Source organism: Phreatobacter sp. (genome assembly GCF_016793595.1).
Taxonomy (GTDB): domain Bacteria; phylum Pseudomonadota; class Alphaproteobacteria; order Rhizobiales; family Phreatobacteraceae; genus Phreatobacter.
In genome coordinates, this window is sequence record NZ_JAEULY010000029.1 from 157,426 (window position 1) to 171,745 (window position 14,320).

The 14,320-nt window shown below is 59.7% G+C and carries 10 protein-coding genes; 8 read left to right on the top strand and 2 right to left on the bottom strand.

Annotated elements, in window-relative coordinates; translation table 11 throughout:
- Complete coding sequence (locus JNK84_RS23030) at positions 1–873, top strand: glycosyltransferase family 2 protein (protein ID WP_293428558.1); 873 nt, start codon at positions 1–3, stop codon at positions 871–873.
- Here the strand turns inward: JNK84_RS23030 and JNK84_RS23035 are convergent.
- Positions 870–1,730, bottom strand: a complete 861-nt coding sequence (locus tag JNK84_RS23035) for a glycosyltransferase (RefSeq protein ID WP_293428559.1) — start codon at positions 1,728–1,730, stop codon at positions 870–872. The two genes, JNK84_RS23030 and JNK84_RS23035, sit on opposite strands and share 4 nt — an antisense overlap.
- A gap of 243 nt (positions 1,731–1,973) precedes the next feature.
- Here JNK84_RS23035 and JNK84_RS23040 point away from each other — a divergent pair, with 243 nt between their 5' ends.
- Complete coding sequence (locus JNK84_RS23040) at positions 1,974–3,065, top strand: IS3 family transposase (protein ID WP_293428560.1); 1,092 nt, start codon at positions 1,974–1,976, stop codon at positions 3,063–3,065.
- A gap of 522 nt (positions 3,066–3,587) precedes the next feature.
- Here the strand turns inward: JNK84_RS23040 and JNK84_RS23045 are convergent.
- Complete coding sequence (locus tag JNK84_RS23045; RefSeq protein ID WP_293428561.1) at positions 3,588–4,271, bottom strand: FkbM family methyltransferase; 684 nt, start codon at positions 4,269–4,271, stop codon at positions 3,588–3,590.
- An 886-nt stretch (positions 4,272–5,157) separates the two neighbouring features.
- Between JNK84_RS23045 and JNK84_RS23050 the strand changes: the two genes are divergently transcribed.
- From JNK84_RS23050 to JNK84_RS23075, 6 genes are all read left to right on the top strand, one after another.
- A complete protein-coding gene (locus tag JNK84_RS23050; RefSeq protein WP_293428562.1) occupies positions 5,158–6,021 on the top strand; it encodes an ABC transporter permease in 864 nt (287 codons plus the stop codon).
- 534 nt (positions 6,022–6,555) lie between these two features.
- The gene (locus JNK84_RS23055) at positions 6,556–7,959 is read left to right on the top strand and encodes an ABC transporter ATP-binding protein (protein WP_293428563.1); all 1,404 of its coding nucleotides are present in this window, start codon (positions 6,556–6,558) and stop codon (positions 7,957–7,959) included.
- Complete coding sequence (locus JNK84_RS23060) at positions 7,952–10,093, top strand: polysaccharide pyruvyl transferase family protein (protein WP_293428564.1); 2,142 nt, start codon at positions 7,952–7,954, stop codon at positions 10,091–10,093. Before JNK84_RS23055 ends, JNK84_RS23060 begins: the two co-directional genes overlap by 8 nt.
- 1 nt (position 10,094) lies before the next feature.
- Positions 10,095–12,344 (top strand): glycosyltransferase, encoded by a 2,250-nt coding sequence (locus JNK84_RS23065; RefSeq protein ID WP_293428565.1) that lies wholly within the window; start codon positions 10,095–10,097, stop codon positions 12,342–12,344.
- Complete coding sequence (locus JNK84_RS23070; protein WP_293428566.1) at positions 12,325–13,269, top strand: glycosyltransferase; 945 nt, start codon at positions 12,325–12,327, stop codon at positions 13,267–13,269. The genes JNK84_RS23065 and JNK84_RS23070 overlap by 20 nt, the downstream gene beginning before the upstream one ends.
- On the top strand, positions 13,266–14,165 hold the full coding sequence (locus tag JNK84_RS23075) for a glycosyltransferase family 2 protein (protein ID WP_293428567.1): 900 nt from the start codon (positions 13,266–13,268) through the stop codon (positions 14,163–14,165). Before JNK84_RS23070 ends, JNK84_RS23075 begins: the two co-directional genes overlap by 4 nt.
- Positions 14,166–14,320 lie beyond the last annotated feature (155 nt).

A 14,320-nucleotide genomic window follows, 5' to 3' on the forward strand; every position in this document is an offset into this window, starting at 1 on the left:
ATGGACAAACAAGTCTCGATCGTCATTCCTGTTTTTCAACGCCAAGCTGTTTGTGAGGCAGCGATTGCCTCTGCGTTGGCCCAGACCGGCGTCGACTTTGAGCTGATTGTGGTAGATGACGGCTCGCCTGATCCCTTCACGCTGTCTGAAGCGATGGCGGCGGAGTCACGAATCAGGCTCATACGGCAAGAGTGGAACGCAGGCGCCGCAGCTGCTCGAAACCGTGGCGTTCATGAAGCCAAGGCCCCCTGGATCGCTTTCCTCGATTCCGACGATGTTTGGTTGTCCGGTAAGCTCGCGCCTCAGCTAGCGCTTGCGCAGAAGGCAGTCCGTCAGAATCCTTTAACCTGCGTGATGACGGGCTTCAAGCAGGTCGATATGGCAACGGGCGAAAGTAAGGATCGGGTCCCGATCGAGAGCACCGATCCTGCCGATTTCGCCTCCGCTTGCTGGTTTGCACCAGGCTCGACCGCCCTCGTTCCAAGGGAAGCGTTCGAGCGTATCGGGTTCTTCGACGAATCGCTGGAACGCTTGGAAGACCTGGACTGGTTTCTTAGGTTGGCGCTCGCCGGGGGGAGTATCCGTGTGTTGCCGCGAATCGCGTCGCGAGTTCACATAGGGAGGCGCCCCTCGCCGGAGAAACTGGATCGAACCATCGGAAAGCTGGAAGCCAAATGGGTGGTCTCGGACGCCCCTGGCAAGCTAATGCCTGTCCTGCGCCGTAACCTCGCTGCGTATCTAGCCGTCGAAAAAGCTTCGACACGCTATTCCTCGGGTCGATATATCGATTTTTGTTTGGCTCTGGCGAAGTCCCTCTTTCTCAAACCTCGCCTGCGTGTGCATCTGCGCGACTGGTGGGCCAGCCCGACTTAAAAGCCTGAGAGCTTCCCGCGCCACCGATAGGCGAGCATAAGTCCCCGGCTCAGGTCGAGTAGGGAGATGTCACTGAAGCGGGCGGCTGAAGCATCCTTCCATTGCAGCCTCAGCAACGCGAAAGCGCGGTTGGCGTGCGCCAGCTTTCTTAGATTGGTCTCTGTCGGCTCCCTTCCGATGAGCGCTTCTGCGAGCTCAAGTTCCGCTCGATAGACGCGCAGCTTTCCAGTCTGGTCGCCGGAAATCGTGTGCGAGCCGACATGGATTCGATAGAGATAAAGCGGAGCGAAGAGCGCGCACCCGCGCCTTCCGTTGCGGACCCAGCGCGCCATCCACTCCCTGTCGGCGGCCAGTCCGAGATCGGTGCGAATCGGACCGAGTTCGCGCAGGGCGTCAACGCGAAAGATTCTGGCATTGATCGCGGGAATACCGAACATCGCGCCTTCTAGAGACAAGGCGCCGGCATGCGACCGCACGGTGGCGTTGCTTGCATCTCTGCCGAATAGCGCTTGGCCGCTAACAAAGCTGCAATCCGGTGCCTGCTCGATCACGTCCAAAGCATCTGCGATGGCCGAAGGCAACAGCAGGTCATCACTGTTAAGGATTATGGCATAGTCGCCCCTTGCAGCCGCCAAGGCTCGGTTCATGCCGCAATAGATGCCACTGTCCTCCCGCGAAATGATTCGCAGTCCTGGATAGCTGGCTGCGATTGTGAGTGTCTCGTCGGATGAGCCGCCGTCGGCTAGCAGGACTTCGGTTTCAATATTTGCTCCACACGAAGGCCCGATGCTGGCGAGCGCCTCCGAGAGATAGCGAGCTGAGTTGCGTGTCGCCATTATGATGCTGAGCCGAATCATGCGGCACTCGATCTGGACGGGGAAGTCGCGAACCGTCTATAGCCCGGGGCCAGCCGTTCCCGGCAGGTGGGTCGGCTGGTCGACGGTGATCGTCCTTAGCATTTTTTGGACACGGATTTAGCCTGCATTGCACTCGACCTGCTCGGGATGAGGTACTCGAGCTGACGTGCTCCCCGCGATCTAGGCCAGTTTGAACTGGAATTTTCCACTTATGATCCCCGGGTTGGGGACGAGGAGAGTTCCATGAAGACGTCGAAGTTCACGGAGGCGCAAATTGCCTTCGTGCTGAAGCAGGCGGAGGACGGTGCGCCGGTCGCCGAGGTCTGCCGGAAGGCGGGCATCTCGGACGCGACCTTCTACAACTGGCGGAAGAAGTATGCGGGGTTGATGCCCTCGGAGATGAGGCGGCTACGGCAGCTCGAGGAGGAGAACGCCAAGCTGAAGCGGATCGTGGCCGACCTGTCGCTCGACAAGGCCATGCGTTCTGGCAAAAAAGCTCTAAGGCCTGCGCGCAAACGGGAGCTTGTCGACAAGGTTCGCGGTGATTGGAAGGTGTCGGCCAGGCGAGCCTGCGCCGCCCTTCGGATCGATCGGGCTCTCTACGTCTACAAGTCGAAGCGTGGCACGCAGGCAGAGCTGAAGCAGCGCATCAAGGAGATCTGCGAGACGCGGGTACGGTACGGCTATCGCCGCGTCCACGTCTTGCTGCGCAGGGATGGCTGGGCGGTCAATCCGAAGCGGATCTATCGTCTTTACAAGGATTTAGGGCTGCAATTGCGCAACAAGGTACCCAAGCGCCGGGTAAAGGCAAAGCTGCGGGACGACCGCCGTGAGGCCACCCGAACGAACGAGACCTGGGCGATGGACTTTGTCCACGACCAGCTCGCCACAGGACGCAAGATCAGGGTGCTGACGGTTGTCGATACCTTCTCGCGGTTCTCGCCGGCGGTGGATGCGCGGTTCAGCTACCGGGGCGAGGATGTAGTGCTGACCCTTGAGCGGGTCTGTGCATCAGTGGGCTATCCCGCGACGATCCGGGTTGATCAGGGGTCGGAGTTCGTCAGCCGCGACCTCGATCTCTGGGCCTATCAGAAGGGCGTCATCCTCGACTTCTCACGGCCCGGCAAGCCGACCGACAACAGCTTCATTGAGTCGTTCAACGGCAAGTTCCGGGCGGAGTGCCTGAACACGCAATGGTTCATGAGCCTTGACGACGCCCGCTCGAAAATGGAGGCTTGGCGTAGAGACTACAACGAGTTCCGGCCACACAGCGCCATCGGCAATAAGCCACCGATCGCGCTGATGAATGGCTCTCCGGTGCCCCTGCCGGCATGAGCCTTAACCCCGGAAAATCCCAGCGCCGGCTGGCCTAGAAACGGGTAGCGCTTCAAAACCCCGGAAAATCCCAGCGCCGGCTGGCCTAGAAACGGGTAGCGCTTCACCAACCGCCGGAACGAACTCATCGCTGGATAAAAACTGGGGGCAACGTCAGAGCGCTGAGTGGACACTGGTTAAATTATAGTAGCCCATATATAGACGAAAGGCCTCGAGGCTTTGGCGTCGGACTGTCGAGTGCCGACGGTTGTGAGCATAAGGCGGTCTGCCGATCATGTTTGCGAGCTGCGCGAAGCCAGCCTCGCCCCTTTTCGGCCGCCGCGTTTTAGCAGCCGCGCTGAAGCGGAGCAGCCGGATGTTCGCCACCTCGCGGAGCGTCAGAGGTGATGGCAGCCTTCGGAGGCATGCGGTCTTGCGGTCAAAGGGACGCTGCTGAGGCGGTCTATCGGCTGCGAAATCGCATTGGGCGCTGCTTCACTACGCTCGAAAAACGCTCACGGTTCGAGCTTCTCCAATGTGGCGCTAAGCAATCCACCGCAGATCGGACACAAGCGCGTGCCCTTGTCTTACAAATAAGATATCGCATTGCCCCATCGCACCGTCGAGCGGCCGCCGGAGCAGATCTACGAACTCATAAGGAATGAAACCCAGCGACGACATGTGGGCGATGGTCTGGTCCAACGTCCTCATGTCGGCGCAAAAGGGCAAAAATTGGCATTCCAACAGCACGAGATCTGCACAGCAAATGAGGTCGACCCCGCCGTCGATCACGCGCTTCTCGAACCCTTGCACATCGACCTTAACGAAATTCGCATCAGGAATCCGGCCCTGCGCACGCAGAGTGTCGAGCCGGTACACCGGCACACTGATCGATGACTTACCGCCGTACGCAAAGCTGCTGTCGAACAAAGAGTCGGTCACGCCGATGCTGAGGCTGGAATCGGAATCGGACACGCCGCATGCGAGCACCTGAACCCGCCCCGGGAAGTCGTATTGAAGAGCGTCCAGTGCCGCCATTCGCTGTGGTAGTGGTTCAAAACACACCACCTTGCTGTGGGGCCAGGTCTGAAGAGCCGTGCGGGACCATTGGCCGTCGGCCGCGCCAATGTCGAATATTACGGCAGGCGCGTAACCACGCTGCACAAGGCCCCGGAGAGCGACGTTCATGCCGAAATCTTGATCCGCGATTGACATGCTGTTGCTCATATCGAACTTTCTGGGGGAATTTCCCGAAGCAATTGAACGTAGCGGCTGAACGTTGAGACTCTTCGATCGCTGCTGTAGTGGGAGGTGAGCTACTCCGCAACGTTGCTCAACGCATAAAAGCAATTTTCAATGTCGTGATCGTACGGTCCATGTTACGGACAGTGTTGAGATCCCGCCTGTCCTGATGCGAACGGTCGCAGGCGAGATTGGCGCAGCCGCGCTGGACACAACGAGCCATCGGCGGATTTGTTCGATGTTGCTCAGCGATGGTTTACCCTACGAGAAAAAGCGTGGTGTATTCCGCCCGTCTAAGATGGGCAGGCGCTGAGTTTTGGCGGCGCTGGTAACAGCTGGTAGACATTCAATCCTCGGTGAACTTTGGGACCTGTGTCGAGGCGAGTATGACGTTCGTGGATTCGCTTAATTCGCTGTCCGTGGAACGGGCAGCGGGCCATGGTCCGGGCGGGCGCCGATTAAGGTGGAGTTGAAGTGGTAGCGGTGCGGCTTCGCCTAAGGAACGTGGTGTTCCACAATATCCAACCGGATAGCGCTTCCTTCGCTTTGTCGCACTTCCGTCGCGTTTGCGCAGTCAGGCGTTTAGCGTATCGTTGCAAAAGGAGCAGTTCGCAGAAAAGTGATCATTTCGAGCGAGATTGGCACCGATGGCAGCTTTGTGATAATAGCTAGTTTGGCAGCCTGATTCTGCTGAACTCCTTGTAGATTTTCTGCTGAGGCATGTCGACTGGCCGGGGACGATGTTGTACGAGCGAATGGGATGAGATGCTCTTTTTATTTAGTTGTCTAAGCAGATCAGATGTACACGTAATGCTTGTTTTTCTATTGGAATGCCGCTAATGCGCCGAGCGTTCGCGCCGTTGGCCAGTCAATGTACCTGCGTTCTATGAGCTTTGACTCCCGTCTTCCTACTTCGCAGGCGCCGGGTTCTTCTGTGGTTTCGCGCGAGCCCTTCATTGTCCTTGTGCGTCACATAGCATTGGCTCTTGCATTGGTACGGCGGGACGTTGAATCCCGCTATCGCGGCAGCCTTGGCGGCTGTCTTTGGATTCTGTTGACACCGCTTCTGCTGCTCGGCGTCTACGCGACCGTGTTCGGCCTCATCTTGCGAGCAAAGTGGGCTCGCACCGACACAGCGGCCGAGTTCGCGCTGGTCCTTTACGTTGGTCTGTTGATGTTCGGTGTGCTCCAGGACTGCCTATCGCGCGCTGCAACGTCGATATCTTCTCAACCGAACCTCGTTCGAAAGGTGGTGTTTCCGCTCGAGATCTTGTCGTGGGTGAACGTGCTGGGTTCGCTCGTAACGTTCAGCAGTGGGCTGGTCGTGTGGACCGTATTCTGCTTGGCAGTGAAAGGTTCGCTCTCCCCCACGATGTTAGCACTGCCTCTCATTCTGTTTCCGGTTGTCATGCTGGCGTTGGGGGTCGGTTGGCTGTTCGGTGCACTCGGCGTCTACCTTCGAGATTTGCAACAGACGGTTGGTCCTATTTCTATGGCGCTCCTCTTTCTCACGCCAATCTTCTACGATCTTTCACTCGTGCCTGCGGAGTATCAGTGGTTGTTCATCCTTAACCCGCTGACATTCGTCGTTGCGCAGGCAAGGGCGGTGATGCTTGAAGGACTGTGGCCGGATGTGGCCGGCTTGGCGATCGCGAGCGCCGCGACCTACTCCTTCGCGTGGACTGCCCTCTCGTTCTTCCATCGGGCGCGCGGTGACTTCTCCGATGCACTCTGAGACGCCGGCTTGGAGCTCGAGCATTGGCGTCCGCGACTTGCTTGGCTGCAGATGGATCTGGACGACGGCGAGGCGGCCGCGATCAACGCTGGCATCGCGCGGGCCACGGGGGCTTTTTTGTCGCCTGGCCGAACGCCGGCGGCCTGTACTTGCCGGGTACACCGGGCAAGCTATATGAGCTGCTCTCGAACGATCAGTCTGTTCCTGCAGCGTTCGCTCATGCCAACGTGATCGCCAGGGCACGGCACATCAGCCGCTATGTTACGGAACGATTCGACCATGACCACCTTGCCAGGCATTGTTTCATATCGCTGCCGGCGGGGCTTATTTGTCGCGAGTGCTGGTAAGTCAGATTGTTGCCACGCCCCGTGCTCACTTGGCGACCAAGACCGTCCGGGTACCTGTTTGCGTACGATCATGAAGCATTCGCCATACTGCGCGGTCATTACGGACGTGTTCCCTTCCACTGGTTCTCCAAGGCGCCGATGTCGATCAGCTTTCGTCTTGTCGTCGGTCTACTCGACCGTGTGAGAAATGACCCCACCCGTCATTGAAGTCAGTGGCGTGTCAAAGGCCTACCGGGTCTTCGACCGACGAGAAGACCGGCTCAAGGAGCTTCTGCTGGGACGGTTCAAACAATGGCATCGCGAGTTCTGGGCGCTGCGCGACATCAGCCTCGAGATCAGAGCTGGGGAAACGGTTGGGATCGTCGGGCGCAACGGCAGCGGCAAAAGCACACTCCTGCAGATCATTACAGGGACGATGCGGCCGACGACTGGCAGCGTGCAGGTGCGCGGGAGGATCGCCGCGCTGTTGGAGCTCGGGTCCGGGTTCAATCCGGAGTTCTCTGGGATCGAAAACTGTTATCTCAATGGCGCGATCCTCGGTATGTCGCGCGCCGAGGTCGACGCAAAGCTGCCATCGATCCTCGCATTCGCAGACATCGGCGAGTTCGCCGAGCAGCCCGTTAAGACGTACTCAAGCGGCATGTTCATGCGCCTAGCATTTGCGGTGCAGACTCATGTGGATGCGTCAATCATCATCGTGGACGAGGCCCTTGCAGTGGGAGACGTGTTCTTCCGGCAGAAGTGCTATCGACGACTCGAAGAGCTGCGGGAGCAGGGGGCATCGGTGCTCATCGTTACTCACAGTATGGGCGACATCGAGGAACACTGTGACCGTGCCCTGGTGCTTGATCATGGTCGTTGCACGTTCAGCGGTCTGCCCTCGCAGGCGATCAAGCACTATCATATTAGCGTTCAGGGCCAGCCAAGTCGGCAAGAGGTCATTGCCGACATCGAGAACTCGCTCGCGTCGACGCAACGTCCTGCGTTGCCCGACGGAGCGGAGTTCCGAGTCGCCGGCCTCCCTCAGTTCAACAACGGCTCGGCTCGCTGTGTCCGCGTCGGGCTACTCAGCGGCAGTGGTGAGGCCGCGCGCGTCTTTCGGGCCGGCGAGTCTGCGGTCTTCGTTCATGAGTACGTAGTCGACAGTGATATAGAGGTACCCTTTGCCGGTGTTGTTTTACACTCGGAGAAGGGCACGATTGTTCACGGCCGCAATACCCTTCAACTCGATGCACCGGCGCCTAGCAGGCTCTCCGCGGGAAGCTTCGTGCGTATTGTGCAGACGATTCGGCTTGACCTGTCGCCTGGCGAGTACACGTTTGAAGTAGGGCTCGGCGAGTTGCCCCGCGACGCGTTTGCCCGAGCTGGGGCGCTGACATGGGCCGAAATCGATGAGAATCGAACACGCGTTGTGCAGGTACCGGATGTCGGATCCTTCAGCGTCATTTGGCCCTCGACACGGGGCATTGGTGCTTTGCCGCATCACGGACTCGTCAATCTGCAGGGCGCTGCCTCGATCGTCGCATTCGGTCCAGACGGATTGCCTATTGACCTAGACGCCGGTCGATTGCGAGCGACATCACATGAGTAGCGTTGGTCTGTCCGTCGAGTGGTCGGCGCAAGTGGATGCTGTGCGGCGTCCTAAAGTGTTGAACTACCAAGTCAACGACATCTGCAATGCCCGCTGCGTGATGTGCATGATTTGGAAGAAGCGGCGCGATGTGGAACTGTCACCGGAACAGTTCGGTGCGATGCTGCGCGACCCGTTCTTCAGCGAAGTCGAACACATCGGTATCACGGGCGGCGAACCCACACTGCGGCCTGATCTTGACCGCTTCTACACCGCTGCGCTTGATGCCGTTCCGTCTTTGAAGGGCGGATACTTCATCACGAATGGATTCAGCACGGCGCGATGTCTTGACGTCTACGGCAAAGCGGGCGCCGCTTACGGAAGCGCCGGTCGTGTGTTTGCCGGCATGGTTTCCATCGACGGCGTCGGACAGGTCCATGATCGGGTGCGCGGCAGGCTGGGTTCATTCAGTCGAGCGGAGCGCTCGCTGTTGGGGCTGCGGGAAGCCGGAATCGATGCGACAGCCTGCTGCACGATCGTCAAGTCCAATGTCTATGGTCTGGAAGACCTCCTTGAATGGGCCCTGCGGCATGGGGTTTATGTGAGGTTCCGAGTGGGTGAGTTCATTCGCCGCCTGTACAACACCGGCGCGGTGGATGAAATCAGGGCGTTCGAACCGGCGCAGATCAAGCACCTTGTCTCGTTCTTCTATCGGCTGCTGCTGGAGTACGAACCGGCCGATCACGTCAAGCGCACCTATAAATCCATCTTGTCGCTCCTTACGGGCGGCGAGCGTCTTGTCTGCTGCCCTTACCAGCGCCCAGACGCGTTGAGTGTCGATTGTCTCGGCAGGATCGCCGTCTGCGCCCCGCAAGGCGAACTACACGCAATGACAGTTTCGCCCATCGAAGTCGTCGAGCACTTGCGGACGGACCGCGAACGGATCATTCGGGACCAGTGCCGCAGTTGCATCCACGACTACCACGACGAATGGTCCGAGGAGACCGTGTCGAAGATGCAGGTTGGCGCTGGCGAGTCCGACGACTTGTTCGCGCGCCCAACAGGGTCGGACACTGACTGGGAAGCCGCGGCCTTCGACGCGAAACGGTGCAAGCACCTGATGCTCGTCGGCTGGTACGGCACCGAGACGGCAGGCGACATTGCGATCCTGGCCGGAATTCTGGCAGAGCTTCTACAGGCGAATCCACAACTGTCTTTCACCTTGGTCAGCCTATTCCCGGAGTACACGCGGGTGACCTTGCCCGATCTGCCGGCTCGCCTGACATCTCGGCTCCAACTCATCGGCCGGGACGAACCCGGCATCGCGCTGGCCGCCGAGAAGGCCGACGCAATCGTCATGGCCGGCGGACCGTTGATGGACATCGACGAGACCCGCCTCATCGCATCGGCCTTCCTGCGGTTTCGCGCAGCGGGCAAGGCTGCGGTCGTCTACGGTTGCGGATTGGGACCATTGCGTGATGAGCGGTATCGTGGTGAGGTCGCAACGATCCTTCGTCGGGCGTCGGCGATCTCAGTTCGGGATCAAGCCTCGGCTGACCTGGCTCGCCGCTTAGGCGTCGACAAGCCAATTGTGGTCCGCGAGGATCCAGCGGTCAGGTACGTCCGCGAAACAGGACGAAAGGCGAGCGGACGCCGGTCGCATATCATCCGCTGCTTCCTGCGGGAGCTCACATGGCACTACCGGCAGGAGACGACGCCCGAGGAAGCAGAGGAGAAGCTGGCGAACCTCATCAGGCGATTGCTCGACGCAAACCCGACGCACAGCATTGAGCTTTGGTCGATGCACTACTTCCATGTGGGGCACGATGACCGACTATTTGCCCGGCGCCTTGCCGCGCGGTTGGACGACTGCAGGCTTTCCGTCGTGCTGGAGCCTAAGTCGCCCGACGACATCATCCAGGCGATGGCTGAGGCCGATCTGTGCGTCTGCATGCGGTTCCACTCGGTCGTGTTCGCACATGTGATTGGCGCACCGTTTGTTGCAATCGACTATACCGACGGAGGGAAGATCCGCAGCTACCTGCAGGACGCTGGCATCTCGGAGCGGTGCTTCGCGCTGTCCAACCTGGGTGCCGTCCCAGTTCAGCTGGACGGGCCGATCTGCGCCGGATCGGCGTCAGTGGCGGGGCGGTGACGTGAAAGTGCTGCACCTGAGCACTTCGGACGCCGGTGGCGGCGCTGCGATTGCTGCGTCGCGCCTGTGTCACGCGCTGCGAGGAGCTGGTGCCGAAGCTCTCATGTTGAGCCGCTGGTCCGCCGCGCCGAGCACACTCTCGTTGAACTCGGTATCTGATGTCGACGACGCCATCGCGCTTGGCGAGGCATTGCAGGACGGCTATATCGACAGTCGGCGAAGCGATCTGAGCGACACCTTGTTTTCGCTCGAGACATTCCGGCTTCCCTTGCGGGCAGCAGTGGAGCGCCATCAGCCGGACGTCATCCATCTTCATTGGGTGGCGAGGTTCCTGTCCTCGGCGGACTTGATTGCGCTCGGCGAACTCGGGCGACCTATCGTCTGGACGCTTCACGATATGTGGCCGTTCACGGGGGGGTGCCACTATTCTGCTGGATGCCGCGGCTTTGCCACGGACTGTGACGCTTGTCCTCAGCTGCAGGCCGATCCAGCCAGAGCCGTGTCGATACAACTGGCCTCCCGGGCTGAGGCAGTCGCTGCGTTGGGTTCGCGTCTTGTGTGTGTCTGTCCCAGCCGTTGGCTTGCGCAGACGGCACGATCGAGCCTGCCGCTGCGAACGACAGCAATCGAAGTTATCGCCAACGGCGTCGACACGGCGGTCTTTAGTCCCGAGCAGCAGGCGCGAGTTCGGCGACGTCTTGGACTCGACCTAAGTGGCGGATACATCGGCTTCGGCGCGGCTGACCTGCGCGAACGACGGAAGGGCTTCGGCGAACTCAAGGCAGCGCTCGAGCAGGCTTCCGCTAACCGGCCCCAAGGCCGATCACCGATCGGCATGGTGTGCTTCGGTCACTTCGCAGACGATATCCAGGTCGATGGGGTTCAGGTCATTCGGCTCGGTGCGCTGACGAGTGAAGCGCAGCTCGCCGATGCCTACCGTGCAGTCGACGCTTTTGCGCTGACCTCGTTGGAAGACAACCAACCGAACACAGGGATCGAGGCCGCGGCCTGTGGCACCCCATTGATCGGTTATCGCGCGGGGGGTATCCCGGAGATCGTCATCGATGGCAGCACCGGATTGCTCGTCGATGTAGGTGATCGGATGGGGCTTGCTGATATAATTGCTCGTGTGGCGGACGACGAAGCGCTTCGCGTAAAGCTTGGTATCGCCGCTCGCGACGATGCGTATCGACGTTTCTCTCTGCCGCGTCTTGCCGACGATCACTTAGCTCTCTACGAACGCCTGCTCCGTCGCGGGTCGAGCATGCCAAAGAAGGTGGCCGTTGCACTTCCGGGCCTTGCACCGGGTGTCGCGGAAGTTGCCTTGCCAGCCGCCTTTGTGCGAACCTCTCGAGAGTTGCGCCGTACGACCACCGAGCTCGCGGCGGCTATCGAGTGGGGTCGAAGCTCGGACAAGCTTACCGCAGCGGAGCGCAAACGCGCTGGCGATGCTGAAGCATGGGCAAATCAGGCCGAGGCCACGCTGGAGCAGCAGCGTGCGCTGGAGCATTCGCTTCGGCACTGGATTCAGCAGTCCGAAGAAACGGTGGCTAAAGCTCGTGCCGAAGCGTTGGAATTCAAGAGCTGGGCAGAACGGACGGAGGCCCTGCTCGCCGAAGCTAGGCGTGAAGCGCAGCAGGCTTACGAGTGGGCCAGAAGGTCCGATGAGCAGCACGGGCGCGATCAGGCCCTTCTAGCGGAACTGCGACAATGGAACGAAGATGCAGAACGGCGTGTCGCCGCTGTTCAAGCGGTGGCGGGTGAAAACTGCGCCTGGGCGGAAAGGACTGAAGCGCTGTTGCAGCAGTCTCGAGTGGACACGGAACAGGCTCGGGAGTGGGCGCGCCAAGCCGACGAGGAGCGCGAACGTGGCAAGGAACTGCACGCGCAGCTTGTGCTCTGGGCTGAGAACGCCGAGAAGAAGGCAACTGCTGCTCAGCGTTTAGCGGCCGAGAATCAGGGATGGGCAGAGCGCACGGAAGCGATGCTTACAAGCGCGCGTGCTGAGGCGGAAGCCAATCTAGCCTGGGCTCGGCGTGCGGATGCCGTATGCGAACGGCTTGGCGCGATGGCTGATAGTCTGGAACGCAATGTGGCCACCGTCTCGGCCGGGCTGGAAAACGTCGAGCGCCAGTTGGCGCAAGCTAGGGATCGCATGGCGCGCCTGGAGGCCGAGATTGAGCCGTTGCGACGATTCGCGAAAACATATCGATGGGTCTACGTGCTGCATCATGGAAAAGACAAAGCTTGACGTCTGCATCTGTACTCACAACCCCCGTGCTGACGTCCTTCGATTGACGTTGGAGTCGCTGGCAGCACAATCGGTTGCCCCATCGACCTTTCGAGTCCTGCTAATCGACAACGCCTCCTCACTCCCGCTGACGGCTGCGGACCTTGCGCCACTTGCCCGACGTGGCATAGAGCATGAAATCGTCGTCGAATCTCGTCTTGGCTTATCTCGGGCGCGTATCCGCGCGATCGACGAAACGCGCGGCGGTTGGATCTTGTTTGTAGACGACGACAACGAATTGCAGTCGGATTTCATTGAGATCGGACTTGCGCTGATCGACCGCCATCCTGAGTACGGTTGCTTCGGAGGCAAGCTGGTTCTCCCAGAGCACTTGCGCCCCGTCGCCTGGGTCAACCCGTTCTTGCCGTATCTTGGCATCAAGGACTATGGTGACGATGTCATCGTCGGAGATAAGGATGAATGGGGTCCTTGGGAGCCTGCCGGCGCTGGCGCTTGGGTGCACCGCCGAGTACTGGATGCCTATAAGGCGCAGTCGTTGCAAAACGAAAACTTCTTCAAGCTCGGCAGGACTGGCCATAATAATCTAGCCTCGTGCGATGATTCCATTCTGATGCGAGGTGCTGTCCGCATTGGCATGAAGAGTGCCTATGAGCCAAGCTTGGTGCTCCATCATCACCTGAGTCCGCATCGATTCCGCTTTAAGTATTTGATGAAGCTGATGCATGCGTATGGGGGTAGCCATGTAGTGCTTGAGACCCTGCTAAAAGGGCGACAGACGCTTCCCGACTATTACAGAACTGACGGTGCCTTCTACAAGTTGCTTAGATGGGCCTTCTATGGAGAGAAGAAGAAGTCCCTGGCGTTTGCAGTGGCGCAGGTTGCCTACCATTTTGGCGCGCGTGCGCAGCATCGCAAAATGAAATGAGCTTTGGCATGAGTTTGCGCTTAAGTGTTGTGACGGCGTCGTTCAATGCGGTGGGGACGGTAAGGCGGACGTTGGATTCGATTCGGACGCAGGGGTGGCCAGATGTGCAGATGATTTGCATTGATGGCGGCAGCACGGACGGGACGGTGCAGGCAATCCGAAGCTACGGCGGGTTCGTGAACTACTTTGTCAGTGAGCCGGACCGCGGAGTGGCCGATGCGATCAACAAGGGGTTCCGCGTTGCCGATGGCGATGTGCTGTGCTGGCTGAATGCGGATGACGAGTTCACGCCCGGCGCAATCGCGCACGTGATGCAACTGTTCGAGCAGCATTCGGAGACTGACGTGGTGACCGGGGGCTGCCGGCGGGTGTTCGTCGACGATAGCGAGGCAGTGACGCAGGTGCCGACCGGCTTCGAGCGCCGGATGGCGCTGAAGAATGAGATCGAGCAGCCGAGCACGTTCTGGCGTGCGCGGGTGCACCGGCAGGCGGGGGAACTGGACGAAAGCTATCGCCTGGCCTTTGATTGGGAGTGGTGGAACCGGATAAGCCGGGTGGGCGCGCGTTGGCTGACAACCCGCCAGGTGCTGTCAGTATACTACTTCACCGAAAACAACCTGACGAGCACGGCCGGCCAACGTGTGATTGACGAGATGTACCGCGTCACAAAAAGCTACGCCGCCCCACATGTCGCTGACATGTACCGTTTTCTATTCCAGTCGTTTGACATGCGCGGCTTCTACGATGTGCCTTTCTCGCAGCTGCCACCCGAGCGTCAGCAAACGTTGGGCGAAACGCTCAACTTCCTGTACGGTGTATTTGGCGAGGATGTTGTCAACAGCTATAACTGGAACTGGGCGGCGAAGCAAATTCGCGGCGTGACATGGTTCAGCTAACGGTCAGGATGACTGGCGTGACTACGCTGTCGGTGGGGCATCTGCACGCACAATCCTCGTCTCGAGATCCTCCAGCGCGTGCTGGCAGCGATGGCGCAATGTGCTTTCACGGACAGCGCTCTTCTCGTTGACAATGCATCGATGTCGCCGATTCC

What these genes read in the sequence shown, in the direction of transcription:
- JNK84_RS23050 (WP_293428562.1), top strand. Translation starts at nt 5,158, where the DNA reads ATGTACCTGCGTTCTATGAGCTTTGACTCCCGTCTTCCTACTTCGCAG.
- JNK84_RS23075 (WP_293428567.1), top strand. Translation starts at nt 13,266, where the DNA reads ATGAGCTTTGGCATGAGTTTGCGCTTAAGTGTTGTGACGGCGTCGTTC.
- JNK84_RS23030 (WP_293428558.1), top strand. Translation starts at nt 1, where the DNA reads ATGGACAAACAAGTCTCGATCGTCATTCCTGTTTTTCAACGCCAAGCT.
- JNK84_RS23035 (WP_293428559.1), bottom strand. Translation starts at nt 1,730, where the DNA reads ATGATTCGGCTCAGCATCATAATGGCGACACGCAACTCAGCTCGCTAT.
- JNK84_RS23040 (WP_293428560.1), top strand. Translation starts at nt 1,974, where the DNA reads ATGAAGACGTCGAAGTTCACGGAGGCGCAAATTGCCTTCGTGCTGAAG.
- JNK84_RS23060 (WP_293428564.1), top strand. Translation starts at nt 7,952, where the DNA reads ATGAGTAGCGTTGGTCTGTCCGTCGAGTGGTCGGCGCAAGTGGATGCT.
- JNK84_RS23070 (WP_293428566.1), top strand. Translation starts at nt 12,325, where the DNA reads ATGGAAAAGACAAAGCTTGACGTCTGCATCTGTACTCACAACCCCCGT.
- JNK84_RS23045 (WP_293428561.1), bottom strand. Translation starts at nt 4,271, where the DNA reads ATGAGCAACAGCATGTCAATCGCGGATCAAGATTTCGGCATGAACGTC.
- JNK84_RS23055 (WP_293428563.1), top strand. Translation starts at nt 6,556, where the DNA reads ATGACCCCACCCGTCATTGAAGTCAGTGGCGTGTCAAAGGCCTACCGG.